Source organism: Rodentibacter caecimuris (assembly GCF_001019715.1).
GTDB classification, from domain to species: domain Bacteria; phylum Pseudomonadota; class Gammaproteobacteria; order Enterobacterales; family Pasteurellaceae; genus Rodentibacter; species Rodentibacter caecimuris.
This window is the reverse complement of record NZ_BBXJ01000001.1, coordinates 2131215-2157551: the sequence shown is the minus strand read 5'-3', so window position 1 is coordinate 2157551 and position 26337 is coordinate 2131215. Positions and strand designations below refer to the sequence as shown.

At 40.4% G+C, this 26337-nt stretch carries 21 protein-coding genes and 1 pseudogene; 11 read left to right on the top strand and 11 right to left on the bottom strand.

The features are described 5' to 3' along the window. From PNEUHYL_RS10690 to PNEUHYL_RS10655, 8 genes and pseudogenes are all read left to right on the top strand, one after another. Window positions 1-1281: a TadA family conjugal transfer-associated ATPase gene (locus PNEUHYL_RS10690; RefSeq protein WP_059368096.1), complete on the top strand. Its 1281-nt coding sequence runs from the start codon at window positions 1-3 to the stop codon at window positions 1279-1281. Further along, window positions 1282-2166, top strand: a complete 885-nt coding sequence (locus PNEUHYL_RS10685; protein WP_059368094.1) for a type II secretion system F family protein — start codon at window positions 1282-1284, stop codon at window positions 2164-2166. Beyond that, a pseudogene (locus PNEUHYL_RS10680) lies at window positions 2166-3006 on the top strand (type II secretion system F family protein). Before PNEUHYL_RS10685 ends, PNEUHYL_RS10680 begins: the two are co-directional and overlap by 1 nt. Continuing rightward, the gene (locus tag PNEUHYL_RS10675) at window positions 2996-3757 is read left to right on the top strand and encodes a tetratricopeptide repeat protein (RefSeq protein ID WP_059368092.1); all 762 of its coding nucleotides are present in this window, start codon (window positions 2996-2998) and stop codon (window positions 3755-3757) included. Before PNEUHYL_RS10680 ends, PNEUHYL_RS10675 begins: the two are co-directional and overlap by 11 nt. A 20-nt stretch (window positions 3758-3777) precedes the next feature. Beyond that, window positions 3778-4332 carry a TadE/TadG family type IV pilus assembly protein gene (locus tag PNEUHYL_RS10670; RefSeq protein WP_059368872.1) on the top strand — a complete coding sequence of 185 codons (555 nt, stop codon included), beginning with the start codon at window positions 3778-3780 and terminating at the stop codon, window positions 4330-4332. Beyond that, window positions 4310-4846, top strand: coding sequence for a tight adherence pilus pseudopilin TadF (gene tadF, locus PNEUHYL_RS10665; RefSeq protein WP_059368090.1), 537 nt, complete (start codon window positions 4310-4312; stop codon window positions 4844-4846). The genes PNEUHYL_RS10670 and tadF overlap by 23 nt, the downstream gene beginning before the upstream one ends. Before the next feature lie 15 nt (window positions 4847-4861). Further along, window positions 4862-6445: a pilus assembly protein TadG-related protein gene (locus tag PNEUHYL_RS10660; RefSeq protein WP_059368088.1), complete on the top strand. Its 1584-nt coding sequence runs from the start codon at window positions 4862-4864 to the stop codon at window positions 6443-6445. 396 nt (window positions 6446-6841) lie between these two features. Next, complete coding sequence (locus PNEUHYL_RS10655) at window positions 6842-7342, top strand: YbhB/YbcL family Raf kinase inhibitor-like protein (RefSeq protein WP_059368871.1); 501 nt, start codon at window positions 6842-6844, stop codon at window positions 7340-7342. An 847-nt stretch (window positions 7343-8189) separates the two neighbouring features. On the opposite strand, the gene PNEUHYL_RS10650 is transcribed toward PNEUHYL_RS10655, so the two are convergent. Continuing rightward, window positions 8190-8690: a single-stranded DNA-binding protein gene (locus PNEUHYL_RS10650; RefSeq protein WP_059368086.1), complete on the bottom strand. Its 501-nt coding sequence runs from the start codon at window positions 8688-8690 to the stop codon at window positions 8190-8192. Window positions 8691-8842: 152 nt separating this feature from the next. Here PNEUHYL_RS10650 and uvrA point away from each other — a divergent pair, with 152 nt between their 5' ends. After that, window positions 8843-11674, top strand: a complete 2832-nt coding sequence (uvrA, locus tag PNEUHYL_RS10645) for an excinuclease ABC subunit UvrA (RefSeq protein ID WP_059368085.1) — start codon at window positions 8843-8845, stop codon at window positions 11672-11674. Window positions 11675-11761: 87 nt separating this feature from the next. Here uvrA and PNEUHYL_RS10640 read toward each other — a convergent pair whose 3' ends face one another. The 6 genes from PNEUHYL_RS10640 to atoD all read right to left on the bottom strand — a co-directional run bounded on the left by PNEUHYL_RS10640 (window position 11762) and on the right by atoD (window position 17859). Next, window positions 11762-13087, bottom strand: coding sequence for a GntP family permease (locus tag PNEUHYL_RS10640; RefSeq protein ID WP_059368083.1), 1326 nt, complete (start codon window positions 13085-13087; stop codon window positions 11762-11764). Window positions 13088-13192: 105 nt separating this feature from the next. Continuing rightward, window positions 13193-13954 carry a 3-hydroxybutyrate dehydrogenase gene (locus PNEUHYL_RS10635; RefSeq protein ID WP_059368081.1) on the bottom strand — a complete coding sequence of 254 codons (762 nt, stop codon included), beginning with the start codon at window positions 13952-13954 and terminating at the stop codon, window positions 13193-13195. A gap of 30 nt (window positions 13955-13984) precedes the next feature. Then, on the bottom strand, window positions 13985-15166 hold the full coding sequence (locus PNEUHYL_RS10630; RefSeq protein WP_059368079.1) for an acetyl-CoA C-acetyltransferase: 1182 nt from the start codon (window positions 15164-15166) through the stop codon (window positions 13985-13987). A 19-nt stretch (window positions 15167-15185) separates the two neighbouring features. Beyond that, window positions 15186-16529, bottom strand: coding sequence for a TIGR00366 family protein (locus PNEUHYL_RS10625; RefSeq protein ID WP_059368077.1), 1344 nt, complete (start codon window positions 16527-16529; stop codon window positions 15186-15188). Then, window positions 16526-17197 carry a 3-oxoacid CoA-transferase subunit B gene (locus PNEUHYL_RS10620; protein ID WP_059368075.1) on the bottom strand — a complete coding sequence of 224 codons (672 nt, stop codon included), beginning with the start codon at window positions 17195-17197 and terminating at the stop codon, window positions 16526-16528. The genes PNEUHYL_RS10625 and PNEUHYL_RS10620 overlap by 4 nt, the downstream gene beginning before the upstream one ends. Window positions 17198-17208: 11 nt before the next feature. Next, window positions 17209-17859 (bottom strand): acetate CoA-transferase subunit alpha, encoded by a 651-nt coding sequence (gene atoD, locus PNEUHYL_RS10615; protein WP_059368073.1) that lies wholly within the window; start codon window positions 17857-17859, stop codon window positions 17209-17211. A gap of 313 nt (window positions 17860-18172) precedes the next feature. Between atoD and PNEUHYL_RS10610 the strand changes: the two genes are divergently transcribed. Beyond that, a complete protein-coding gene (locus PNEUHYL_RS10610; RefSeq protein ID WP_059368071.1) occupies window positions 18173-19072 on the top strand; it encodes a LysR family transcriptional regulator in 900 nt (299 codons plus the stop codon). 218 nt (window positions 19073-19290) lie between these two features. Here the strand turns inward: PNEUHYL_RS10610 and nhaA are convergent, their stop codons facing one another. After that, the gene (gene nhaA, locus PNEUHYL_RS10605) at window positions 19291-20454 is read right to left on the bottom strand and encodes a Na+/H+ antiporter NhaA (RefSeq protein WP_059368070.1); all 1164 of its coding nucleotides are present in this window, start codon (window positions 20452-20454) and stop codon (window positions 19291-19293) included. A 227-nt stretch (window positions 20455-20681) separates the two neighbouring features. On the opposite strand from nhaA, the gene brnQ reads away from it, so the two are divergent. Continuing rightward, window positions 20682-21977, top strand: coding sequence for a branched-chain amino acid transport system II carrier protein (gene brnQ / locus PNEUHYL_RS10600; protein ID WP_059368068.1), 1296 nt, complete (start codon window positions 20682-20684; stop codon window positions 21975-21977). A gap of 82 nt (window positions 21978-22059) precedes the next feature. On the opposite strand, the gene rlmB is transcribed toward brnQ, so the two are convergent. The 3 genes from rlmB to PNEUHYL_RS10585 all read right to left on the bottom strand — a co-directional run bounded on the left by rlmB (window position 22060) and on the right by PNEUHYL_RS10585 (window position 26305). After that, the gene (gene rlmB, locus PNEUHYL_RS10595) at window positions 22060-22800 is read right to left on the bottom strand and encodes a 23S rRNA (guanosine(2251)-2'-O)-methyltransferase RlmB (RefSeq protein ID WP_059368066.1); all 741 of its coding nucleotides are present in this window, start codon (window positions 22798-22800) and stop codon (window positions 22060-22062) included. Window positions 22801-22854: 54 nt separating this feature from the next. Continuing rightward, window positions 22855-25209 (bottom strand): ribonuclease R, encoded by a 2355-nt coding sequence (gene rnr, locus PNEUHYL_RS10590; protein ID WP_059368870.1) that lies wholly within the window; start codon window positions 25207-25209, stop codon window positions 22855-22857. Between the two features lie 142 nt (window positions 25210-25351). Further along, window positions 25352-26305, bottom strand: coding sequence for an ABC transporter permease (locus tag PNEUHYL_RS10585; RefSeq protein WP_059368064.1), 954 nt, complete (start codon window positions 26303-26305; stop codon window positions 25352-25354). Window positions 26306-26337 lie beyond the last annotated feature (32 nt).

Sequence of the window (26337 nt, the reverse complement as noted above, 5' to 3'; positions counted from 1 at the left end):
ATGTTAAATAAAGAACAGCAAAGTTTTCTCCGAAGTGAAGTGTTAAGTAATCTTGATATTGAGAAAATTGATGAGATTCAGCATGAAAGAGATAAATTGATTAATGAACTTGTTCAAATAGTTAATCAAGTTACGGCAACTCATAATATGTATATTACTTCATCTGACCTTATGATGATTGCGGGAATGATTGCTGATGAAATTGAAGGATACGGGCCGTTACGCGATTTAATGAACGATGACGGCGTTAATGATATTTTGGTTAACGGGCCTAATAATATTTGGGTTGAACGTTCCGGTATTTTAGAAAAAACGGATAAAGTTTTTATTGATAACGGGCAGTTAACCGATATAGCCAGACGCTTAGTCGCAAGAGTTGGGCGCCGTATTGATGACGGTAGTCCTCTGGTTGATTCTCGACTTCCGGACGGTAGCCGTTTAAATGTTGTTATTCCCCCCATTGCATTGGATGGTACCTCAATCTCTATTCGAAAATTTAGTAAAGAGAAAAAAACCTTACAAGAGTTGGTTAATTATGGATCTATGACGCTTGATATGGCTAATTTTCTTATTATTGCTGCCAGATCTCGAATAAACATTATTGTTTCCGGCGGAACAGGTTCGGGAAAAACCACGTTATTAAATGCACTATCCAATTATATTTCTCATCAGGAAAGGGTTATCACGTTAGAAGACACCGCGGAATTACGTTTAAATCAACCGCATGTTGTGCGTTTAGAAACCCGACTTGCCGGTGTAGAACATACCGGTGAAGTAACGATGCAGGATTTGGTGATTAACGCATTGCGGATGAGACCGGAGAGAATTATCGTCGGAGAATGCCGTGGGGCGGAGGCCTTCCAAATGTTGCAAGCAATGAATACAGGGCATGACGGCTCAATGTCCACGCTCCATGCCAATAGCCCGCGTGATGCGCTAGCGCGTTTGGAAAGTATGGTTATGATGTCTAATGCTTCATTACCGCTTGAAGCCATTCGCCGTAATATTTCTTCTGCTGTCAATATTATTGTGCAAGCTTCTCGTTTGAATGACGGTTCAAGAAAAATTATGAACATTACCGAATTAATGGGCATGGAAAACGGTCAGATTATCTTACAAGATATTTTCTCCTATAAGCCGAGTAAATACCGTGACGCTAACGGAAAGATTATTGGTGAGTTTGTTTCTCATGGTTTATTAACCCGTTCAATTGTTTATCAAAATGCTCAAGTGTTTAATTTAAGTGAACAATTGCAAAGTATTTTTGAGGAAGAGAACTAAATGAACTTACTCTATTACAGTATCCTCTCTTTCGGTTTTTTATTACTTTTATATACCGCGATTAGTTGGACGGCAACGAGTAAAAAAATAAATGAAAAAGAATATAGTAAAAACAGTATTAAAAATGTATTGGAAGAGCTAAAAAATAAAATACATTTGTGGCTATATTATTTTACTATCGGAGATAAACAAAAGTTAGTCTGTAATATTTTTATTAGTTTTCTAATATTTATTTCATTTTTCTATTTAAATATATTGTATATAAAAATTGATAGATTGATTTTTTGTTTGATTTTTAGTGTTCTCTTTATTTTCTCGGTTTGGTATTTAGGGCAGCGTAGAAATAAGAAAATGTTCACAGAAGTCTTTCCTGATGTTATTCAAATTTTAAATTCTGCGATCAGTGCGGGCGCGGGACTTTTACAAGCGTTAGAGCGCTGTGGTAAAGATTTGCCGGGTCCGTTGGGTAATGAATTTAGAAATATCCATAGAAGATTATCGATTGGTGAAGATCCGGTTGCAGTATTTGATGATAGCTATATTCGTTATCCTTATAAAGAATTTTATTATTTCATCATTATTATTCGCACAAACTTATCAAGAGGCGGACAAATTCGAGAAGTAATAAATCGTTTAGGAAGATTAATTGTAGATACCAAGAAGATGGAAAAGAAAAAGAAGGCAATGACATCGGAAGCAAGAATCTCCGCTCTGATTGTCGGATGTTTTCCAATCGGTTTTTTCCTTTTTATGCAATTTTTTATGCCTGAAAACTTTGACTTTTTAATTAATAACCCTAGTGGTCGCTGGATTTTATATTATGTATTCGGTAGTGAATTGTTAGGGATGATGGTTATTTGGTGGTTAATGAGGAGGGCAACATAATGTTCCTATTTTATTTCTGCTTAATATTGTTAAGTATTTTTATCTTAATTTTTGCATTGTCGCATAAAAATAGATTAGAGAAAAATAAGAGGGTTATAGCAGGGGAAACGCCGAAAAATAAAAGAGCCGAAGAATCTAATAACGGAAAATCAAAGCAGCAAGTTGAACTTGAATTATTACTGATTAACAATAACCCTATTCTTAACACATTAGGGATTATTGATAAAAATATTAAAGTTAAGTTACTTTTTATTTTTCTTGGGATAGGTATTTATTATTTATTTAATCTAGATAAAAAATCATTGGATCTATCGCTTGGTATGGCGTTAATTGTCTCTTTTATTATTCTCATACCTAGTATTTTAACTAACTTTATTTTAAAGAATAAGATTAAAAAAATCATGGCAGATTTGCCAGGCTTTATTGATCTGGTTGCTGTGCAGGTTCAAACGGGAATCAGTATAGATGCAGCATTAAAGCAGGTAGCGACAGATTTTAAAAAGTTAAATTCAGATTTAACTTATGTTGAGAATAATTCGTAAATCAGAAATTACAGGGCTTTCACAAGCATTACAAGATCTTTCTATTTCTCTACCTACGGTAGAAATAAGAATGTTTTGTACCGTCTTACAGCAGAGTTTAAATTTTGGTTCTTCGATTTATTCTCAATTAACCCAATTATCCACGGATATCCGTGAATTGCAATTATTAGCAATAGAAGAAAAATTAGGAACATTAGCAGCAAAAATGAGTGTTCCGTTAATTCTTTTTATTATGTTTCCAATTATCATTTTAATTTTAGCACCAGGTGTAATGAGGGTATTTCCAAATGTTTTCTAAATTCAAAAATGTATTATTTTGTGTATCGCTCCTTTTCTTAACAGGTTGCTCAGTTTTATTGCCAAATAAAGGTGAATTAACACCTGAAAATATTCAATCCAGAGAAATTTTGTATGAAAGTACTAAAAACTATAGTTCTTTAATTTCTCTTTATCGTGATGTTTTAAAAGATAATGAAGATCCAATGGTTCGCTATAAATTAGCAAATAACTATTATTTAAATGGTGACAGTGAGTCCTCTTTACTTTATTTGGAGCCATTGCTCAATATGAATAATCCATTAACTGAAAAATCGAAAATCTTACAAGTTAAGAATTTTATTCAATTGAAAAAATATAATGATGCGGTAAGTACATCTGATTCGATATTATCAACATCTCCTAGAAATGGTGAGGCTTATAATTTAAGAGGAATTGCTTTGGCACAATTGGGGAGATTAAAGGATGCACATACAAATATTCAAAAAGCACGTGAACTATTTATTGATGATGTGACTGCAATTAATAATTTATCTATGTTAAGTGTTATTAATGGAGATTATCATAATGCGGTTTCTTTATTATTGCCTCAATATCTTAACGGAATTAAAGAGCCGCGTCTGTTACATAATTTAGTTTTTGCCTTAATTAAATATGGAGATATAGATTATGCCAGAAACATTATTGTTAAAGAGAGTCTAAATACTTCTCCTGATGATTTAATTGAAGCATTAAAGAAAACGGAGCGCCTTTCTAAAGTTGTTGCTAAATAATATGGAAATAGAAACCGATGATGAGAAAATTTTTATCTAATATAAAGGGTGTTTCTAGTGTTGAATTTAGTTTTACCGTTGCGTTGTATTTTTTCGTGGTCGTGCTTATTTTGGAATTTTGTCGTTTAACTATTGTTACCTCATATTGGGATCTGGCTATTGCGGAAAGTGTCAGAATCGCAAAAAATGAAAATCTAAACAGTACGGGAAACTATGAAGATGTATTTAGAAAAGCATTGAAAGAACAACGAAAATTACAAGGTGAATCGACCATTGGATATTTGGCCCAGCTCCAAAAGAACGATTTTGATATTAGTGTTAAATATGTAGATTGTGATACTGGACGCAGTTGTATTTCCGCATTATTAGATGAAAAATTTAGGCAACCTAAAATCGGTAATGATGGAAAATTGATTTCCCCTAATGGTATGGATGCAACGTTAGCTCGGTATTCTTTACGTTATGATTATGAATTTTTGGTTCCGTTACCATTTTTTCCTAAATCTTGGACTCGATCGCTACTTAATAGAGAATTTGTTGTGGTACAGGAATATGAAAGATCGCAATTTAATTAATAAATTTTATCGAAATAATAGAGGTTCGGTCAGTATTGAGTTTGTATTCATGCTAATTTTTTTGGCTTTTATCTTCGCTTTTTTGGCCGATTTGGTGATTATACGCTCTACAATGGGAAAATTAGATAATGTTTCTTATTCATTAGTGAATATTTTGCGTGAACGCACGCAATTATATGACAGAGAAGCCCGAATTAATGATCAAGATTTAAAAGAGTTTGAACAATTGGCTAAGCGTTTGGTTTATGGAGATAAAGAAAGCAAGAAAGACCTATATATCGTGTTAGAGCATTGGCAGGAAGGTAATTCAAGCTCAAAGCGAAATTCATCCCAATGCAAACCTTATCGGAAAATTGATGAGCTGAGTCAGTTATCACCGCGCTCGGAAATTAATAATGAAAGAAAAATCCCTCTTTATCAAGTTACCCTTTGTGTCGATAAAGCATTACTGTTAGATAAAGCTAATCAATCATGGGGGATGATTCGTTCATCATCATTCTCGGTTTCCCGCTAATTTAAAGGTAATTTTATGAGAAAAAAAGATTTAATTGTTTATTGCTACCAAGCATTGAAACGTTTTTATTCCGATGAAAGCGGGGTCTATGCAGTAATGACCGCATTGTTAGCATTTCCATTATTATTTCTTATCAGCTTTGCCGTGGACGGTTCCGGTATTTTATTGGATAAAGCCAGATTAGCTCAGGCTACGGATCAGGGCGCATTAGTTTTAGTGGCCGAAAATAACGGAGAAAGGGAGAATAAGGCACATTCTGATGTGAAACGGCAGAATCCAAGTAAGGAAGAAATTGCGAAAGCGGGAGAAGGTGGGAAATTTGCAGCCCAACAACATAAACGAAATTTGGAATTGGTTCACGGTATAGCCGAATACTATTTACGTTCGGATAAGTCGGGAGCGGGAAATGTAAAATCAAAACCGGTAATTATCACAAAGGATTTTGACTATGCCTGTGAGAAAAAAGAGAAGCAAGAAAATCCTTATGTTCGTAAAGAATTTGTTACCTGTTCCGTACAAGGAAGTGTCGATCGCCAATTTTGGCTACCTTGGGGACAATCAGCGCTTGATCAAAGTTTATTAAAAGTGGGGCGAACGGAGATTGGTTCGGGAAAAACCTATGCGGTTAAAGAAAAAGGAGCAATCCCGGTTGAACTAATGTTAGTTCTGGATTTTTCCGGCTCTATGTTGGATCGTGTTGGAGAAGACACGCAAGGTAGAAAGGAGAAAGATAATGATCCTCAGAGCAAAATTAATATTTTAAGACGTGTGGTCGGAAATATTCAGGATATTTTACTACCTCCGAAAGCACCGGAAAAAGTCAGTCCTTTTAATCGAATCGGCTTTACAGCATTCGCTGCAGGAGCTAAACAAAGAGGTGAATCTAGCTGTGTATTACCATATTATGGAAATAGTCGTTTAGAGTCTAGAATAAAAAAACAACTTTTGGAGTACGACTGGGATATGAAAGATTTTAACCGGTATTTAGATGTACGAAGAACGATCGATCAGATATATTCTTTTAACGGATCAAAAATCAACTATAGCCTAACTTTTAACAATGGAAGATATTGCTTAGGTGGGAATGAAGGAAAACAAACAACTCAAGCTTGGTTTAGTCAAGATAAAAGGAATATTATGGAAATATTAAAAAGGCTCTATCCTAAAGGAGGTACGGCTGCAAGTTCTGGTATGATTATAGGGGCAAACATTATGATGGATAAGAATACAAACCCCAACGCAGAACCGTCAAAATTAGGATCAAACACTCAGAGAGTTATGCTAGTTTTATCAGATGGAATGGATAATCGTCCTACCGATCAGACATTAATTCGCTTATTAGACGGAGGAATGTGTGAGGCTATACGTAACCAAGTAGATTCATTACAAGATCCATCACAGAGAAAACAGCCTACCCGTATTGGTTTTGTTGCTTTCGGATTTAATCCGCCGGCTAATCAAGTGAGAGCGTGGAAAAAATGTGTTGGTGAACATTATTATCAAGCTAATAATGAGAAAGAATTACTTGAGAGCTTTAAGCAAATCATCGGAATAGAAGAAGAGGTTGGTCGATCTTCATCTAAAAAACCAAGTTTTTAATATCTTCCTTTGATTAAATTTTTGTAAACCGAGTTTTCTTTTTTGAGTATTAAGAAAATAGCAATATAAATTTAATTTTATTAAAAATAACTCAATCCATTTTATGGATTGAGTTATTTTTTTATATTTAAATAGATCTGATTTTTAATTAAAAATATGTCAGAATAGCGATTTTTATACGTCTAAATAAATGCCAATAATTTTTGGCATTAGATAAACTTTTCGTGATATTTAAGGAGATGTATGAAAAATATAAAGTCATATTCTATGACAACGCTAATTAAACTTATCGGCTTGATGATTTTTTCTTTAGCAGTATTTCCTCAATACGGTTATGCTCAATCAATGATGAAGGATAAACCGGTAAATCGGGCTATGATGCAAAAAGAAAATGTGATGCAAGTAACCAGTTCTGCTATTGTAAATGGGAAATTCAACGATAAATACGGTAAACGGGGAACGCAATTTACCGTAAACGGTATGCCATCATACTCAATTCCCTTTGAAATTAAAAATGCACCGAAAAATACTAAATCCTTTGCGGTTGTTTTTGAAGATAAAGATGCCGCCGAAGTTGCCGGATTTGTGTGGACTCATTGGCTAATTGCTGATCTGGAGCGTACTTCAGTTGCGGAAAACGAAAGTATTTCGGCAAAAGATTTTGTTCAGGGCGCAAATAGTTGGGCAAGTAAATTAAATAATCTATCTATTGCAGAGGCCTCCGGATATGGCGGAATGGCTCCGCCAAATAAACCCCATCGTTATGAATTATATGTGTATGCATTGGATAAAAAACTTAATTTAAAGCCGGGTTTTAGATTTAATGAACTACATTTTGCAATGAAAGATCATATTCTTGCCCAAGCCTATTTAGTTGGAGTTTATGACTCTGAATAAAAACCTCATTTTAGTTTAATCCGCATGTGAAAAATTAATATTAGCGTGCGGATTTTTTATTATAAATTTAATCGATAAGTTTGTTTAAAATAAAACGTACATCTGAGAAGAGATTCTCTCATGATTTAAATTACAAATGTACGGGGAGTATTTCCGATTCACTATAACTATTTTATTTAGTTGTGTGTAAAATAAACATATTTTATCTTACAACGTTTTACATTAAATAAAGGATTATTTATACCAACTCAATTCGGCTAGCGCTACACTCTCGATACTGGCGAGAGATACAGTTTTGATGTGGTGAGTTTTCATTGGGATTGTAGCAGGCTTTGTGAGTACCCATTATAAGTCCCCCAGCTATAAGGTAAATCTGGCCGGCGACCGTCCTTCGTCCTTAGTACTTTGAACATCATCTGAAACTCACCATAAACCGCCACACTTTGCGTGATTACCCCTTATTAAGTTTAAACTATAACTTAGAGCATCAACAGCAGGCTCAATTTTTCCTGTCTGATGAGATGAATACCTCAAAAAGTGCGGTCAATTCTTAGAGAGTTTATGAAAAATACGATTCGGGCAGACATAATCGGGGAGAACAGGACAATCTACAAAGTTGAATAAAAATCAGGAAAATCACTTTCTTTACTCATTTAGTAAAGGAAAGTGTTCTCCATTTGAAAAAGAGTTGATTATAATTTATACCGATTATCTGAATTTTATAAAAAATTTATAAGTGCTAATAAATAGAGATATTTTAAAACATGTAAAAAAAGAGAAGTCTTATTTTATAAGGCTTCTCTCTGGTTTCTACGATGTATTTTTACATAATTTCTGTATATGGAATTCAGAACGGAATATCATCATCAAAACCGTCCATTGGCGGTTCAGCCTGTGATGTTTGCTGTTGTGTAGGACGAGAAGGCTGATTGTTACTATTATAACTGGTTTGATAAGACGGTTGTGGGCTGCTTTGTCCCATGTCCGGCGCGCCGTAGCCACCAACATTTTGGTTGCGGCTGCCTAACATTTGCATCACATCACCTTGAATTTCTGTCGTATAGCGATCCTGCCCATTTTGATCTTGCCATTTGCGGGTGCGTAAACGACCCTCTACATAAACTTGTGAACCTTTGCGTAAGTATTCACCACAAATTTCTGCTTGGCGACGATAGAAGACGATACGGTGCCATTCTGTGATCTCGCGACGCTCACCCGTGTTACGGTCATTCCAACTTTCGCTGGTTGCGACACTAATATTGGCAACGGCATCACCATTCGGCATTGTGCGAATTTCGGGATCATTGCCCAAATGACCCACAATAATAACTTTATTTACTCCTGCCATAGAATCCTCATTTTTCATATTAAAAAAGTGCGGTTATTTTGCCTGAAATTTTTGAAAAGATCTATAAAATTTAACTGGATATTTGCACAGATGTTGAAATATGCGATAATGCTCGCAATTTTGAAAAAAATAATCATCAGAACGAATTATTTATGGAAAATATTGATATTCGCGGTGCGCGAACCCACAATCTTAAAAATATTAATTTAACCATTCCTCGCGATAAACTTATCGTGATCACCGGTCTTTCCGGCTCCGGCAAATCCTCATTAGCCTTTGATACCCTGTATGCGGAAGGTCAACGCCGTTATGTGGAATCGCTTTCTGCCTATGCCCGTCAGTTTTTATCTTTGATGGAAAAACCGGATGTAGATTCCATTGAAGGTTTGTCGCCGGCGATATCTATCGAACAAAAATCGACTTCCCATAACCCTCGTTCCACCGTGGGAACCATTACGGAAATTTACGATTATTTACGCCTCCTTTTTGCCCGTGTGGGTGAGCCGCGCTGTCCGAATCATGATGTGCCGCTGACGGCTCAAACCATCAGTCAAATGGTGGATAAAGTGTTAAGCTTGCCTGAAGAATCTAAAATGATGTTGCTCGCACCCGTAGTAAAAAATCGGAAAGGGGAGCACGTTAAAATCTTAGAAAATATTGCGGCACAGGGTTATATTCGAGCGCGGATTGATGGTGAAATTTGTGATCTGTCTGATCCGCCAAAACTTGAACTACAGAAAAAACATACTATTGAAGTTGTGGTAGATCGTTTCAAAGTGCGGTCGGATTTAGCCACACGTTTAGCGGAATCTTTTGAGACGGCATTGGAGCTTTCCGGCGGTACGGCGATTGTAGCGGAAATGGATAACCCTAAGGCGGAGGAACTGGTCTTTTCTGCAAACTTTGCTTGTCCGCATTGTGGATATTCCGTGCCAGAGTTAGAACCCCGTTTGTTCTCTTTTAATAACCCGGCGGGTGCCTGCCCGACTTGTGATGGCTTGGGGGTTCAGCAATATTTTGATGAAGCGCGTGTAGTGCAAAATCCGAGTATTTCGCTTTCAGGCGGAGCAGTGAAAGGATGGGATCGTCGCAATTTTTATTATCATCAAATGCTTACCTCGCTTGCAAAACATTACGATTTTGATGTGGACGCCCCTTACGAAACCTTGCCGAAAAAAATTCAGCACATCATTATGCACGGTTCCGGCAAGGAAGAGATTGAATTTCAATATATGAATGATCGCGGTGACGTGGTGATTCGTAAACATCCTTTTGAAGGTATTTTAAACAATATGGCACGCCGTTATAAAGAAACGGAGTCAATCTCGGTGCGTGAGGAACTCGCCAAAAATATCAGCAATCGTCCTTGTGCCGATTGCGTCGGTTCACGTTTACGTCCGGAAGCGCGTAATGTTTACATCGGGCCGACTAATTTACCGATGATTTCTGAAAAAAGCATTGGTGAAACGCTAGAGTTTTTTACCGCACTTTCATTAACAGGGCAAAAAGCACAAATTGCCGAAAAAATTCTGAAAGAAATTCGTGAGCGTTTGCAGTTCTTAGTCAATGTCGGGTTAAATTATCTTTCTCTTTCCCGTTCTGCCGAAACCCTTTCAGGCGGTGAAGCACAGAGGATTCGTCTTGCCAGTCAAATCGGTGCGGGTTTAGTAGGGGTGATGTACGTGTTGGACGAACCCTCTATCGGGCTACATCAGCGTGATAATGAACGTTTATTGAACACATTGATTCACTTACGTAATCTTGGTAACACGGTGATTGTGGTAGAACATGACGAAGACGCCATTCGTGCGGCGGATCATATTATTGATATCGGGCCGGGGGCGGGCGTGCATGGCGGACAAGTGATCGCACAAGGCAATGCGCAAGCTATTATGCAAAACCCGAACTCGATTACGGGGAAATTTTTATCGGGTGTTGAACAAATTGAAATTCCGAAAAAACGTACCGCACTTGATAAGAAAAAATGGTTGAAACTGAAAGGGGCATCGGGAAATAACCTAAAAAATGTCAATTTAGACATTCCGGTGGGCTTATTCACCTGTATTACCGGGGTGTCGGGTTCAGGTAAATCGACCTTGATTAATGATACCCTGTTCCCATTAGCGCAAAATGCCCTAAACCGTGCGGATAAAACCGATTATGCCCCTTATAAATCCATCGAAGGGTTGGAGCATTTTGATAAAGTCATCGACATTGATCAAAGCCCAATCGGACGTACGCCACGTTCAAATCCTGCCACTTATACCGGTTTGTTCACGCCGATTCGAGAACTTTTTGCTGGCGTGCCGGAAGCTCGTGCCCGCGGTTATAACCCGGGGCGTTTTAGTTTTAACGTGCGTGGCGGGCGTTGTGAGGCTTGTCAGGGCGATGGCGTAATCAAAGTGGAAATGCATTTCTTGCCGGATGTGTATGTTCCGTGTGATCAATGTAAGGGGAAACGTTATAACCGTGAAACTTTAGAAATACGCTATAAAGGAAAGACCATTCATCAAGTGTTGGATATGACAGTAGAAGAGGCGCGCGAGTTTTTTGATGCCATTCCAATCATTGCCCGTAAACTGCAAACGTTAATGGATGTGGGCTTATCGTACATCCGTTTAGGGCAATCCTCTACGACACTTTCCGGCGGGGAAGCACAGCGTGTCAAGTTGGCTACCGAGCTTTCCAAACGGGATACGGGGAAAACCCTTTATATTTTGGATGAACCGACCACAGGTTTGCATTTTGCAGATATAAAACAATTATTGAGCGTGCTACACCGATTACGTGATCAAGGCAATACTATCGTGGTGATTGAACATAATTTAGATGTAATCAAAACCGCCGATTGGATTGTGGATCTTGGGCCGGAAGGGGGAAGCGGCGGCGGTCAGATCATTGCGACCGGTACACCTGAAGAGGTGGCAAAAGTGGAAGGCTCTCATACGGCGAGATTCTTGAAACCGATTTTAGCAAAACCTTAGAAAAATTGACCGCACTTGATATAAAGTGCGGTCAATTTATAGAACGTTTTAGGCTGAATGGGTTCAGCCCAATAAGATAAGTGTTTTTTAATAAATGCCAAATACACTAAAGAGTAAGATGACAATGATTGTGGCTACAATCGGCATAATAAATGAGGTAACGGCAATCTCAAGATAAGAATCTTTATGCGTCATTCCCGTATTGCTGAGTAATGTTAAGACCGCACCATTATGGGGCATTGTATCCAAACCGCCGGAAGATAATGAGGCGATACGGTGAAACGCTTCAGGCGAAATACTTGCCTGTTTGGCTATCGCAAGATATTTTTCCCCTAACGCTTCTAACGCAATGCCCATTCCACCGGAAGCCGATCCTGTTGCACCGGCTAAAATATTGACCGCAACCGACAATGAAATCAACGGGCTGCCCGGAATGTTTAAGATCATTGCAGTTAGATGTTCAAAGCCCGGTGCCATTCTCACCACACTACCAAAGCCGACCGCCGCTGCGGTATTGATAATTGCCCCTACCGCACCATTTGCTCCTTTGCCGATAGCCGGAATAAAGCGGTTGCGTTGTTTCAAATTGAGCAAAATCACTAAACTGATGCCCGCTAATAACGCCAGCACGATATTTTTCGGATCGCCGTTTTTCAAGCCGATTAACGGCGGCACAAAGTTCAGTACTACAATCACACTCACTAACGGCAGAATTGCGAGTAACGGGCTAGGCAGCCGTTCCTGCGGTTCTGTCGCTATCGCATTATCCGGTTCGATAAAATACTCGCCGTTTGATGCGTATTTTTTACGGCGATATTCAAGGTATGCTACCCCACCGAAAAATAAAATGGCAGAGGCGGTTAAGCCCATTATCGGTGCCGCCATTGCGTCCGTACCAAAATATTGGGTCGGAATTAAGTTTTGAATTTGCGGTGAGCCGGGCAATGCCGTCATCGTAAAGGTAAATGCCCCGCAAGCAATGGTGCCGGGAATTAGTCGGCGGCTGATATTGGCTTCCTTAAAGACCGCTAACGCAAGGGGATAAACAGCAAACACCACCACAAATAAACTGACGCCGCCGTAGGTCAATAATGCACAGCCTAATACAATAGAAGCGATCGCACTTTTCGATCCCATCACTTTGGTCAGCCAAACCGCAATAGATTTGGCACCGCCTGTCACGTCCATTAGGTTGCCGAATATGGCACTGAGTAGAAAAGCGGGGAACCAGGCTTTAACAAAACCGACCAAGCCATTCATATAACTGCCTAAATAGGCATCTAAAATATCCAGCCCGCCCGTGAAGGCAACAATTGCCGCACACAACGGGGCAATCCAAACAATCGAATAGCCTCGAAAGGCTAAAAACATGAGCAAAACTAATCCTACAAAAATGCCGATTAAACTGAGCATAGGGTTCTCCCAATTATTTTTATAATGAACGTTGAGTACTGCTTGTTCTTGATTGAAAAAAACACAGTACAACTCACCGCTTGCAGTGAGTTGTATGATTAGGCGTTAGCCGGCTGTCCAACCGCCGTCCATTGGTAAGCAAGCTCCCGAAATGGAGGCTGCGGCATCGGAACAGAGGAATTTAACAAATTCACCGATCTCCGCCGGTTCAATGAGCCGTTTAACCGCTGCTTTTTGCAGCATAATTTGGCTTACCACTTCTTGCTCTGAAATACCGTGATGTTTGGCTTGATCGGCAATTTGTTTATCGACTAGCGGAGTTCTCACATAGGCAGGGCAAATAGAATTCACCGTAATACCGTACGCCCCGCCCTCTAATGCCGCCGTTTTGGTCAAACCGGATAGCCCGTGTTTTGCAGACACATAGGCGGATTTAAATTCCGAAGCGACTAAACCGTGAATGGAATTTAAGTGAATAATCCGCCCCCAACCTTTGTTTTGCATATAAGGCCAGCTATATTTGGTGAGTAAAAACGGCGCAGTTAGCATCACATTCAGCATAAAATCCCAACGATCTTCGGGGAAATCCGAAATCGGTGAAACGGTTTGAATGCCGGCAACATTCACCAGAATATCCACACCGCCAAACTCGGCAACCGCATAATCCACAACGGCTTTACATTCTGACCGTTTGGATAAATCCGCCACAATATGTGCCGCTTGTAGCTTTTTGGCTTCCTGTTCTAAAAGGGCTTGATTGATATCCGCCATCACCAGCTTTACACCTGCTTGTGCCAGGCTTTGACTGACCGCTAAACCGATACCGCTTGCTGCCCCGGTTACAATCGCAATTTTGTTATTTAACATAGATCGCTCCTATTGAATAAAAATTAAGGTTTAAAGGCGTTCAACAATCATTGCAATGCCTTGCCCGCCGCCGATACATAAAGTTGCCAAGCCCAATGTTTTGTTTCTGGCTTGCAAGCCGTACAGCAAGGTCACGAGAATTCTCGCACCACTTGCTCCAATTGGGTGACCTAATGCAATGGCACCGCCATTCAAATTGGTTTTGGTTAAATCCAAATTAAGCTCTTTGGCAACGCCCAGTGCTTGAGCGGCAAAGGCTTCATTCGCTTCAATTAAATCAATTTGGTCTAATGTTAAGTTTGCTTTTTGCAAGGCTTTTTTGACGGCGGGAACAGGTCCCAGCCCCATTATTTTCGGATCATTGCCTGAAGCGGCATAGCTGCGAATACGGGCTAACGGCGTTAAACCGAGTGATTTTGCTTTACTTTCACTCATTAACAGTAATGCGGCTGCTCCGTCATTTAAACCGGACGCATTGCCAGCAGTAACCGTACCATCTTTAATAAATGCCGGGCGAAGTTTGGCGAGGGTTTCCGCAGTGGTATCAAAAGTCGGATGTTCATCTTGGTTAAACAGGGTTTCACCTTTACGGGTTTTCACACTCACCGGCACAATTTCTGCAGAAAATGCCCCGGATTCAATCGCTTGTTTTGCTAAGGTTTGCGAGCGAAGGGCAAATTGATCCTGCTCTTCTCGACTGAGTTGATATTTTTCTGCAATGTTTTCCGCCGTAATTCCCATATGGTAATGGTTGATTGCACAGGTTAAACCGTCTTCTACCATTGTATCTCTTAGGGTTAGGTTGCCCATTTTGGCACCGAAACGAACCTTGCTGTCGAGTACATAGGGGGCTTGGCTCATATTTTCCATTCCGCCCACTACGATAACGTCCGCATCACCTGCTGCAATGGCTTGAGCCCCAAGCACAACAGCTTTTAGGCCTGAACCGCACACTTTATTAATCGTAAATGACGAAATATCTTCACCAATACCGGCTTTCAGTGCCGCTTGACGAGCCGGATTCTGTCCGAGACCCGCTTGCAGCACATTGCCCATAATGACTTCATCAACTTTTGCGGCATCGAGGTTGGCACGCTTTAACACCTCATTAATCACAATCGCGCCCAAATCGACCGCACTTGTACTTGCTAAACCGCCGCCAAACCGTCCGATAGCGGTTCGAGCCGCACTCACAATCACAATATTTTCCATTATTTTTCTCCTTGTTGATTTATAAGAAATAGAGTCCGATGACAAAAATTGGGGTGGTAAAAATCAGGGCAGTCATACAATAGCCCATAATATCCCTTACCCCGAGCCCCGCTATACCAAGAGCAGGCAATGCCCAAAACGGCTGTGCCATATTTGCCCACATATCGCCATAAGCAATCGCCATCACCGATTTACCTAAATCCGCTTCAAGCGAAAGTGCGGCGGGGATAACAAACGGCCCTTGCACAACCCAATGTCCGCCGCCCGACGGCACGGCAAAATTCACTAAAGCGGAACTAAAGAAAGTTAAAAGCGGAAAGGTGTCTTTGTTGGAAATATTGACAAAAAACTCGGTAATCATTCCGCCTAATCCGGAATGTTCCATCATTAATTGCATACCGGCGTAAAACGGGAATTGAATTAAAATGCCTGCGGTACTACGGGCGGCATTAGTGATTGCTCGAACGTAGGCGGCGGGGGAACCGTGTAATAAAATCCCTGTCATCAAGAAAATTAAATTGACCGAATTAATCGTCAAACTAAATCCGTTTTTGAAAAAAGTGAGTGCGAGATAACTAAATCCGGTACCGGCAATCACATAGGCTAACAAACGGCTTTCTTCAATACGTTCGGCAAAGGTGGCGTTTTGGTCTAAGGTTTTACTGAAATCCGGATCCGGTTGTAATAATTTTGGATCAACGTGACGAACGTCTTCCCCTTTAGGATTCATCATTCGGGTAATTACAGGCAAACCGACTAATAACATTAAGATGATAAAAATGTTATAGCCGGTGAATAAGGTTTGACTGACAGGTACGATACCTAAAGGATTGGATTCGGAAGTGATAAGATGGGCAATAGGATTATTCGGGGTGGCGGCTTGGAGTGGCATTGAGCCGGAAAATCCGCCGCCCCAGGTCATAAAGCCGATATAAGCACAGGCAATTAAGAGGGCGTAATCCGTGCCTTGAATACGTCTGGCAACCTCTTTGGCAAACATCGCCCCGACTACCAGTCCGAACCCCCAATTGATTGCACAAGCAGCAGCACTCATAAACGTTACTAACATTACACCTTGTACGGGTGTTTTAGCGATAGATGCCGTTACGCCAAGAAAGCGGCGAATTTGTGGGGCGGAGGCAAGGGCATTGCCCGTCACCACCACCATTGCCATTTGCATACTGAATGAGAGCAAATTCCAAAAACCGTCGCCCCACATATTGACTAACTGCACGGGAGTATGATCGGTCAAACCCCACGCACAGAAAAAAATCACAATGCTGAGTAGAACCGCTAAAACAAGCGGTTCCGGCATATATCGGCTGACTAATGTTGTCATACCACGGGCGATACGGTTAATCATAGGGATAATCCTTTTTGGCTGATCACCATTGGTTTGAAATCATCGGCAACGATAAAATCCGCCTCAGTTTTCTGTCTGATAGTGTCTAAATCCACATCCGGTGCGTGTTCTTTTAACACGAGTTTGCCTTGTTCAAATTCAAACACCGCCAATTCGGTGACAATCATTTTGACTTTGTTTACCGCAGTTAAAGGTAGGGTGCATTGTTTGAGGATTTTTGAACTGCCGGATTTTGCACAATGTTCCATTCCGATAATGACCTTTTTCGCACCGGTCACTAAATCCATTGCGCCGCCCATACCCGGCACCATTTTTTCCGGTACCATCCAGTTTGCTAGATTTGCCTGTTGATCCACCTCTAATCCGCCAAGCACGCAGGCATCAACGTGACCGCCACGAATCAGTGCAAAGGAAAAGGCACTGTCGAAAAACGCTCCTCCCGCCTTAATACCACAAGGTTGTCCGCCAGCATTCACGATATTAGGATTATCGTTTTGCGGATCGTAAGCGGTTAAACCTAAAAAACCGTTTTCCGATTGCAGGGTAATATCAACGTTATCCGGTAAATAATTGGCGACTAAGGTCGGTAAGCCGATACCCAAATTCACGATATCACCGTCTTTTAGTTCCATTGCAATGCGGCGGGCAATTAATTCTTTTGCGTTCATAATCTTCTCCTTTAATGGCTAGAAACAAGGTAATCAACCAACGTTGCAGGCGTCATTATCTGATTTGGATCGAGTGTACCTGCTTTGACGATTTGCTCCGCTTCGACAATCACGGTTTTCGCTGCCAATGCCATTAGCGGATTAAAATTGCGTGCCGCACCGTTATAAATCAGATTGCCCGCTTCATCGGCAATATCGGCTTTCAGAATGGCAATATCCGCTTTTAACGGACGCTCTAACAAATAAGCCACGCCATCAAGCTCTATTTTTTGTTTACCTTCTTCCACCACCGTGCCGACCCCGGTCGGTGTTAAAAAACCGCCTAATCCCGCACCACCGGCTCTCACCCGCTCGGCAAATGTGCCTTGTGGGATCAATTCAACCTCAATTTCGCCGGCAATCATTTTTTTGCCCGTTTCAGGATTAGTGCCGATATGAGAAGCCGATACTTTCTTTACCCGATTATTCACAATCAACGGCCCAACTCCATTATGCATTTGGGCGGTATCGCTACAAATCAGGTGAATATTGCGAATCTCACTCTCTAAAAGAGCGTGTACGATTTTTTCAGGCGTACCGACGCCCATAAAACCACCCGACATCAACGTCATACCGTCAAAGAAATGTTTCTTTAATTCAGTAATGGGGATAATTTTTGACATAGCTTTTCTCCAAATTAATGTTTTAATCAAAAATTTTTATAATAAAGACGCCGTTCGTTTAAAATAAAACAAACAATATAACTTTCTATTTAGTGACGGCATAAATACTGGAAATGCAGCCTAACTTCAGGTATAAAGTAGGAACTAATTGTTACACTAAGGTATTTTTTCCTGCTGTTTACAAAACTTGCAAAGCAGAATATCAGAAGGTATTTAGCAGGAGAAATACAGATTTTTTAGAATGCTATAAATTTAATTTATACAAAATATAGAATCGGTTTATAAAGTTTGTCACCCTTACAGAGGACATCAAATGGATATTCGGCATTTACGCTATTTCATTGCGATTGTTGAAAATAACTTTAATTTGAGTAAAACGGCTCAAAATTTATATATTTCTCAACCTACGCTCAGTATGATGATTTCTGATTTTGAACAAAGAGAGGAAATTCAATTATTTAAACGTTCAAACGGAAAAATAATGGGGCTGACTTATATCGGTGAAAATTATTACCATGATGCGAAGGAAATTATTGCTAAATATAACGATATGCACCGCAATTTACATAATGAAAACACGGAGCTGATTGGTAATATCACGATTGGTATTCCGCCTTTAATCTTATCCGTTGTCTTTTCCGATGTGATTCCTTCACTTATTTTAAATAACCCTACTATCAATATTACTGTAAAGGAGCAAGGCGCTTTTGCATTAAAAAGTGAATTATTACTGGAACAAGTGGATCTTGCCGTTTTGCTTTATCCGGAGGGGATCTCTAAAAATATCATTGATTCTTTTGCCATTCATCATTCGGAACTTTCTCTCTTTTTATCGCCGAATCATCCGCTGGCAAATAAAGAAAAAATTGAATGGCGGGATTTAAATAAACAAAAAATGGCCATCTTTGATAAGAATTTTATGATCTCCCATCAATTAAAAGAACATTTCGAACGACATAACATTTATCCGAATATTGTGATTGAATCCGGCTCTTGGGACTTTATGCTCAATGCGGTAAAACTCAATCACGATCTATTAACAATCTTACCTTATCCCATCGCTGAGCAATATCAATCGCCGGAATTTGTCTGTCGTAAAATTAACGAACCGATTTTATGGCGGGTCACACTTTGCCGATTGAAGAAAAATAATTATTCAACGGTGGAAAATTATATTTTTGATTTGTTGTTGAAATTATTTAAAGTTAAATAATCAGTAAAGCGGCATTATGTAGCAGTTGTACAAACTTTGATTTTATCTCATAGGTAGGGACGCCACGCTGGCACCCCAAAAAAATTAAATAATTTCAAAAAGTTGTGTGGCGGACGCCAGTATGGTGTCCCTACATTTTCTTTAAATTGTGCAACTACATAATACCGTAGTAATAAAGCAAAAGTGCGGTCAAAATTAACCGCACTTTTTAGGAAATGTTATGCTTTTGTGGTTTGTTTTAAGAAGATATACCCGACAATAGCAGAGATTGTCGAACCGATCAGAATACCCAAACGGGAAAGCGTATTGACACTTTCACCGGCATTCGCCTCAAAAGCAAGGCTTGCCAGAAACATGGACATTGTGAATCCGATACCGCACAGAATGGCGACGGCAAAAATTTGTTTAAAATTAATTTCTTCCGGTAACTTCGCGATGCCTAACTTCACCGAAAGATAACTGAAAGCAAATACACCGACCGGTTTGCCGATAATCAAGCCTAAGGCAATGGCGAGTAATAACGGTGAGGTCAGCATAGAAAAATCCAACCCTTCAAAACTTACCCCTGCATTGGCAAAGGCAAATAACGGTAAAATAAGGAATGCAGTCCAAGGCGCAAGTAAATGCTCAAAATCTTCTAATGGTGTTTCGCCTTTTTCACCTTTGAGAGGGATACAGAAACCGATAATAACACCGGCGAGTGTAGCATGTACGCCGGATTTTAAGACAGATGCCCATAAGATTGTGCCGACCACCATATAAGCGCAAAGTGCGGTGACTTTAAAGCGGTTTAATACAATGAGTAGAATGATTGCGATTGCCGAGAAAATGAGCGCTTGAATACTTAAGCCATGGGAGAAGAATAACGCAATGACGACAATAGCGCCCAAATCATCAATGATCGCAAGCGCTAATAAAAAAACTTTTAACGGCAGAGGAACCTGTTTGCTTAACAGTGCCATAACCCCTAGTGCAAAAGCGATATCCGTTGCCATTGGAATTGCCCAACCGTTGGCTAAGGTTGGATCGTCGTGCGCAATCAAAATATAAACCAATGCAGGGATTAGCATACCGCCTACTGCGGCAATTGCCGGAAAAACGGCTTGTTGATAGCTGGAAAGCGACCCCTCTAACAGTTCACGCTTGACTTCCAATCCTACTAGAACGAAAAACACCGCCATAAAGCCGTCATTAATCCAATGAATGAGGGTTTTATTAATTGCGAAACTACCGATTTGGATACTTACCGGTAGATTTAAAAAGTCATGATAAAAAGTATTGAAAGGTGAGTTGGCAAATAAAATTGCGATAAATGCGGCGAAGAGCAATAAAATTCCGCCGGATGATTCGAGTTTGAAAAATCGTTGTATCAGTTGCAACATAAAAAGATCTCCCCAAAAATAAATACAATAAAAAAACTCAAAGAAGCCCCGATACTATCACATTTTTATTATCTACGAAAAATATCGGTCTGAAAGTGCGGTCATTTTTTTGATAGTTTTTGCGTTAATATTGATTGAATGCTCGAGCTCACATTTTTTTATTTGAAGATTAGGGTTATCAAGTACTTTGTAGTAGAATAAGCTCCTTTTTATTAACTGAGAATACTATGACTCGTAAAGATATTATTGTTTTAGGAATGATGATTTTTGCGCTTTTTTTAGGTGCAGGAAATATTATTTTTCCGCCAATGGAAGGGTTTACGGCAGGCTCATATTGGGCTACGGCATCTTTTGGCTTTATATTAACCGGTGTATTCATGCCATTTATTACGTTGGTTGTTGTTGCGATGCTTGGGAGAGGGGAGGAACTTTCCCGCGATTTGCCGAAGTGGGCGGAGATGATATTTTTAACCATATTATATTTAGTAATTGGTTCTCTGTTCGCCATGCCGCGTGTGACTAATGTCGCCTATGAAATGGCATGGTTACCGCTGAATATTGTGAATGACACCGATAACGCCCATTTTATTTTTTCCCTGGTTTTCAATGTTATCGGGATGTTTTTTATGTTACGCCCTAATACGATTGTTTCAACCGTAGGAAAATTTATGACACCGGCATTGCTCGTGTTATTGGTTGTGGTAGCTGTGAGCGTTATTATCTCCCCACTTTCCGACATTGTTGAGCCAAGCAAGGCTTATGCCACAAATCCTGCAATTACTTCCGGATTAATCAGCGGCTACCAAACCATGGATGTGTTGGCGGCTATTGCCTTTGGTGGGATTGTTGCCCGTGCATTGGCTGTACGGAATGTGACTGCTCCGCAAAAGGTTATGAAATATACTATTTCCGCAGGGTTGATTTCCGTGTTTTTATTGGCAATGCTGTATTTTGCCTTGTTCTATCTGGGGGCGACCAGTGCGCAAGTGGCAGAGGGCGCAACCAATGGCGGGCAAATTTTCTCCCGTTATGTTAATGCTTTATTTGGGATTTCCGGTACTTGGATTATGTCAGGCATTATTATTTTAGCGAATATCACGACACTTGTAGGGGTTACCAGCGCCTGTGCGGATTATTTCTCTAAATTCCATGTTCGTTTATCTTATCCGTTTTGGGTCGTCGTATTTACGATTTTAACTACAACGGTGGCACAAACCGGTTTAACGGAGTTATTAAGAATTACTATTCCGGCATTATTATTGATTTATCCGGTAGCAATTATGTTGGTATTACTGCAAATTATCCGTAGTAAATTGCCGAATATTAAACTCAGTTATTACCTCACTTTACTGGTCACGGTGTGCTTTAGTGCTTGTGATAGTTTGAAAAACGTTGATTTACTACCGCAATCCGTTGAGAATTTACTGGGCCATTTACCGCTTTATTCCGACGGCATGGCATGGTTGATTCCGGCATTTATTGCCTTGGCGTTATCGTTATTATTAGGACGGAAAAAAGCTTAAAAAAATAGCCGCATAATAAAAAATACCGAGTATAAAAATACTCGGTATTTTTATAAAAGTGCGGTTACTTTTTAAAATGTTTTTATATGCTTAAACGTTGACGCACAATCTCAAACAAACATACGCCTGTTGCCACCGAGACATTCAAGGACGAAACCGATCCTGCCATTGGGATACTTATCAGCTGATCGCAATGTTCTCTGGTTAAACGGCGCATTCCTTCGCCTTCCGCCCCCATGACCAGTGCAAGTGCACCGGTGAGCTTGCTTTGATAAATCGTTTCGGTCGCCTCGCCGGCTGTTCCCACAACCCAAATATTGTGATTTTGCTGTAAGTCACGAAGGGTACGGGAAAGATTAGTAACACGAATGAGCGGGACGGTTTCCGCCGCTCCGCACGCCACTTTACGCGCAACGGAAGTGAGTTGTGCCGATTTATCTTTCGGTACGATGACTGCTGCTACGCCCGCCGCATCTGCGGTACGCAAACAAGCACCGAGATTGTGGGGATCGGTTACCCCGTCAAGCACTAATAAAAGTGGATTTTGGCTATTTTGTAGAATGTTATCAAGATCTTTTTCACCCAGTTCTTTCATGGCTTGCACGCGTGCAATAATACCTTGATGTACTTCACCGTTGGCTTTTTTATCTAACGTTTGACGATTCACAAATTGCACGCCAATGCCGATTGAGTGCAATTCGTTTAGTAATGATTGTAGGCGTTTATCTTCACGTCCTTTTAGTACAAACACTTCAATAAGGCGTTCCGGTGTATGGGTTAAAGTACTGTTTACGGCGTGAATGCCATAGATTTGTTCTGACATAGGCTCTCTTTTATATTTTGTTATTTATTTTTCTTTTCAAGAAAATAGGAAAATCTAGGATTGGGTTTTCGATTTTCTCGGTTTTTTAGATACTTTTTTATTTTTGACCGCACTTTTGCGTTTTCTCGTCACCTTTTTAGGCAACTCTTTGAATACTTTTTTAGTTTTTTCTTTTGCCGTTTTACCGACGCGACTTGGTTTGCGTTCGCTACTGACCAGTGAAAAATCTATCATTTTTTGTTCTAAATGAACGGCTTCCACCCGAATACGCACTTTATCGCCCAATCGGTATTGTATGCCGCTATTTTCGCCAATTAAACGCTGTTTGGCAGCGTCAAATTGATAGTAGTCATTTTCTAAGGTGGAAATATGCACTAAGCCGTCAATGAACAAATCGTCCAAACGTACAAACAATCCAAAACCGGTTACGGAAGAAATCACCCCGTTAAACTCACTGCTAATGTGATCTTGCATATATTCGCATTTCAACCAATCCGCAACTTCACGAGTTGCGTCGTCGGCGCGGCGTTCCGTCATTGAACAATGATCGCCCAATAGATCCATTTCATCAAGGGAATAATGATAGCCGCCACTGTCAGTGGTTTTGCGTTTTATCCCCTGTTCTTTGGCAAGTAAATATTTAATGCTGCGATGGAGTGTTAAATCCGGATAACGGCGGATAGGGGAAGTAAAATGGGCATATTCTTCCAGTGCTAAGCCAAAATGTCCGATATTGTCTGCATTGTACACTGCTTGGCTTAAAGAACGTAGCAACATAATTTGAATCAGCTCGTGATCCGGTCGTGTTTTTATTTTTTCTAGCAGAGCGGCATAATCTTTCGGTGTCGGTTTTCTCCCGCCCTCCAACGTTAAACCAAACTCACTCAAAAAAGTACGGAATGACGTGAGTTTTTCTTCACTTGGCATTGCGTGAATACGATATAGTGCCGGTTCATTGTGTTTTTCCATAAAATTAGCGGCAGCAATATTGGCAAGGATCATACATTCTTCAATGATTTTATGAGCATCGTTACGAATTACCGGTTCAATCCGCTCAATACGTCCCATGGCATTGAAAATAAATTTGCTTTCAATCGTTTCAAAATCAATCGCACCGCGTTGGTGTCGGGAGGAAAGCAAGGCTTGATAGAGATGATGAAGTTCTTCCAAATTCGGTACGAGGGAGACATAACGTTCCTGTAATTCTGCATCACCTTCCAATATTTTTGCTACTTTTGTGTAGGTTAAGCGTGCGTGGGAATTCATTACCGCTTCATAAAAACGATAGGCGGTGAGTTTACCTTTGGCGGAAACTTGCATTTCACATACCATACAGAGACGATCGACCTGCGGATTGAGCGAACACAAACCGTTAGATAAAATCTCCGGTAACATCGGTACTACACGATTTGGGAAATAGACCGAGTTCCCTCGGTTGTGAGCCTCCGTATCCAAGGCGGAACGTAAACGCACATAGTAGCTCACATCGGCGATCGCCACCCAAAGTTTCCAGCCTTTACCCTGTTTTTCACAATAGACCGCATCATCAAAATCGCGGGCATCTTCGCCATCAATGGTAACTAACGGTAAATTGCGTAAATCAACACGACCTTTTTTGGCTTCTTCAGGCACCTCTTCGGTAAATTTTTTGACGTATTTTTCCACCGCACTTGGGAATTTATGAGGAATATCGTGATTACGCAAAGCAATTTCCACTTCCATGCCTTTTGCCATATTGTCGCCTAAAATTTCCGTAATCATCCCTATCGGCTGATTGAAGGCGGCGGAACGTTCTTGTAATTCGACCACTACCACTTTCCCCATACGCGCACCGTTACGATGTTCGTTTGGTACAAGAATATCACGCCCGATACGGCTATCGTCCGGTACCACATAACTAAAACCGTTTTCCAAAAAGAAACGACCGACAATTTGTTTTTTACGGCTTTCTAGCACACGTACAATGCGAACTTCACGGCGACCGCGATGATCCAGACCCGCCGGTTGAGCCAGTACGAAATCACCGTGCATAACCCGTTGCATTTGAGGATTTGGAATGAAAAAGTCCTCTTTTTTACCCTCGACTTGCAAGAAACCATAGCCTTCCCGATGACCTATTACCAAACCCTTAACCAGGTCTAATTTTTCCGGTAAGGCATAGCGTTTACGTTTGGTGAAAACAAGTTGTCCGTCATTTTCCATCGCACGCAAACGGCGACGCATAGCCTCCATTTGTTCCTCGTCACGAATGGAAAGTGCGGTCAAAATTTCTTCCCTATTCATTGGTGCGTTATTTTCGCTAATTACGCGTAAAATAAGTTCCCGGCTTGGAATCGGATTGCCGTATTTAGCTAACTCCCGTTGATAATGAGGATCTTGGAGTGTGCGTTTTTTCTGTTTTTTTGCCATGGCTTTTTGATAGGTATTAAAAATTGCAGTGAGTTTGACACTGTAAAGGAAATAATGCAAGGAAATAGGACGATTGAACGATATAAAGGCTTATTTCCCGTTGGGACATAAGCCTTTTATATCAAAAATTTGTTGATATTGATTAACCTTTTTTACGACGTTTTAATGTGTCGAGTAACACGGCAATAACGATAATCGCACCTTTTACAATTTGTTGCCAGTATGGATCAACACCAAGCATATTCAGTCCTTTATTGGTTGTACCAATAATTAATGCACCGACAACGCACATTGGAATCGTACCGAAGCCACCGCTTAAGGATACTCCGCCGATCACGGCAGCGGCGATGGCATCCAGCTCCCAAGCTAAACCGTAAGACGGGTTTCCGGCATAAGTTCGGGCTGCCAATAAGGCACCGGCTAAACCGGATAGCGCGCCGCCAAGAATGTAAACCCAGATGAGGGTTCGATTCGTATTGATACCACAAATTTTTGCCGCATTTAAATTTCCCCCTACAGCATAAACGTGGCGACCAAATGTTGAACGGCTAAGTAAAATATGACTGAAGATAACAATTAAAATATATAGCAATACCAAGCCCGGTAATCCGAAAATATTCACATCGGCAATCCAAGTAAAAGCTTCGGAAGAGGCATCAATCGGACGACCGTCGGAATAAAGTTGCGCTGCACCACGAGCAATAATCATCATTCCCAATGTGGCGATAAACGGTGGAATACCGCCGATAGCGGTTAGTCCGCCGTTAACTAATCCCAATCCAGCACCAATTAGAATTGATACGGAAAAAGCAAGCAGGGCGGCGGATACCGTATCTCCGCCCGTTACGACTGAAGCAGAAACCACGGCGGTTAATGCCACAACCGACCCTGATGATAAATCAATGCCGGTTGTGATAATGATAAATGTCACACCAATGGCGATAATACCAAACATAGAGACCTGTTCAATAATACTCCAAATGGTTCTTGCCGAGAAAAAACCATCAATTGAAATCGATAATCCTAAAAACAGAAGAATTAAAATTAAGACCATTCCATAAGCATTGATGATTTTCTTCAATGTCACGTTTTCCATATTAAACCTCTTATTTTTTGTTAAAAACCGAT

Bases quoted from the DNA above. Each gene is read 5' to 3' on its own strand.
- atoD (WP_059368073.1), bottom strand. From the start codon at position 17,859: ATGTCAAAAATTATCCCCATTACTGAATTAAAGAAACATTTCTTTGAC.
- PNEUHYL_RS10655 (WP_059368871.1), top strand. From the start codon at position 6,842: ATGCAAGTAACCAGTTCTGCTATTGTAAATGGGAAATTCAACGATAAA.
- PNEUHYL_RS10620 (WP_059368075.1), bottom strand. From the start codon at position 17,197: ATGAACGCAAAAGAATTAATTGCCCGCCGCATTGCAATGGAACTAAAA.
- PNEUHYL_RS10610 (WP_059368071.1), top strand. From the start codon at position 18,173: ATGGATATTCGGCATTTACGCTATTTCATTGCGATTGTTGAAAATAAC.
- PNEUHYL_RS10650 (WP_059368086.1), bottom strand. From the start codon at position 8,690: ATGGCAGGAGTAAATAAAGTTATTATTGTGGGTCATTTGGGCAATGAT.
- uvrA (WP_059368085.1), top strand. From the start codon at position 8,843: ATGGAAAATATTGATATTCGCGGTGCGCGAACCCACAATCTTAAAAAT.
- PNEUHYL_RS10635 (WP_059368081.1), bottom strand. From the start codon at position 13,954: ATGTTAAATAACAAAATTGCGATTGTAACCGGGGCAGCAAGCGGTATC.
- PNEUHYL_RS10585 (WP_059368064.1), bottom strand. From the start codon at position 26,305: ATGGAAAACGTGACATTGAAGAAAATCATCAATGCTTATGGAATGGTC.
- PNEUHYL_RS10640 (WP_059368083.1), bottom strand. From the start codon at position 13,087: ATGCTCAGTTTAATCGGCATTTTTGTAGGATTAGTTTTGCTCATGTTT.
- rnr (WP_059368870.1), bottom strand. From the start codon at position 25,209: ATGGCAAAAAAACAGAAAAAACGCACACTCCAAGATCCTCATTATCAA.
- nhaA (WP_059368070.1), bottom strand. From the start codon at position 20,454: ATGTTGCAACTGATACAACGATTTTTCAAACTCGAATCATCCGGCGGA.
- PNEUHYL_RS10660 (WP_059368088.1), top strand. From the start codon at position 4,862: ATGAGAAAAAAAGATTTAATTGTTTATTGCTACCAAGCATTGAAACGT.
- PNEUHYL_RS10630 (WP_059368079.1), bottom strand. From the start codon at position 15,166: ATGGAAAATATTGTGATTGTGAGTGCGGCTCGAACCGCTATCGGACGG.
- rlmB (WP_059368066.1), bottom strand. From the start codon at position 22,800: ATGTCAGAACAAATCTATGGCATTCACGCCGTAAACAGTACTTTAACC.
- brnQ (WP_059368068.1), top strand. From the start codon at position 20,682: ATGACTCGTAAAGATATTATTGTTTTAGGAATGATGATTTTTGCGCTT.
- PNEUHYL_RS10690 (WP_059368096.1), top strand. From the start codon at position 1: ATGTTAAATAAAGAACAGCAAAGTTTTCTCCGAAGTGAAGTGTTAAGT.
- PNEUHYL_RS10675 (WP_059368092.1), top strand. From the start codon at position 2,996: ATGTTTTCTAAATTCAAAAATGTATTATTTTGTGTATCGCTCCTTTTC.
- PNEUHYL_RS10685 (WP_059368094.1), top strand. From the start codon at position 1,282: ATGAACTTACTCTATTACAGTATCCTCTCTTTCGGTTTTTTATTACTT.
- tadF (WP_059368090.1), top strand. From the start codon at position 4,310: ATGAAAGATCGCAATTTAATTAATAAATTTTATCGAAATAATAGAGGT.
- PNEUHYL_RS10670 (WP_059368872.1), top strand. From the start codon at position 3,778: ATGAGAAAATTTTTATCTAATATAAAGGGTGTTTCTAGTGTTGAATTT.
- PNEUHYL_RS10625 (WP_059368077.1), bottom strand. From the start codon at position 16,529: ATGATTAACCGTATCGCCCGTGGTATGACAACATTAGTCAGCCGATAT.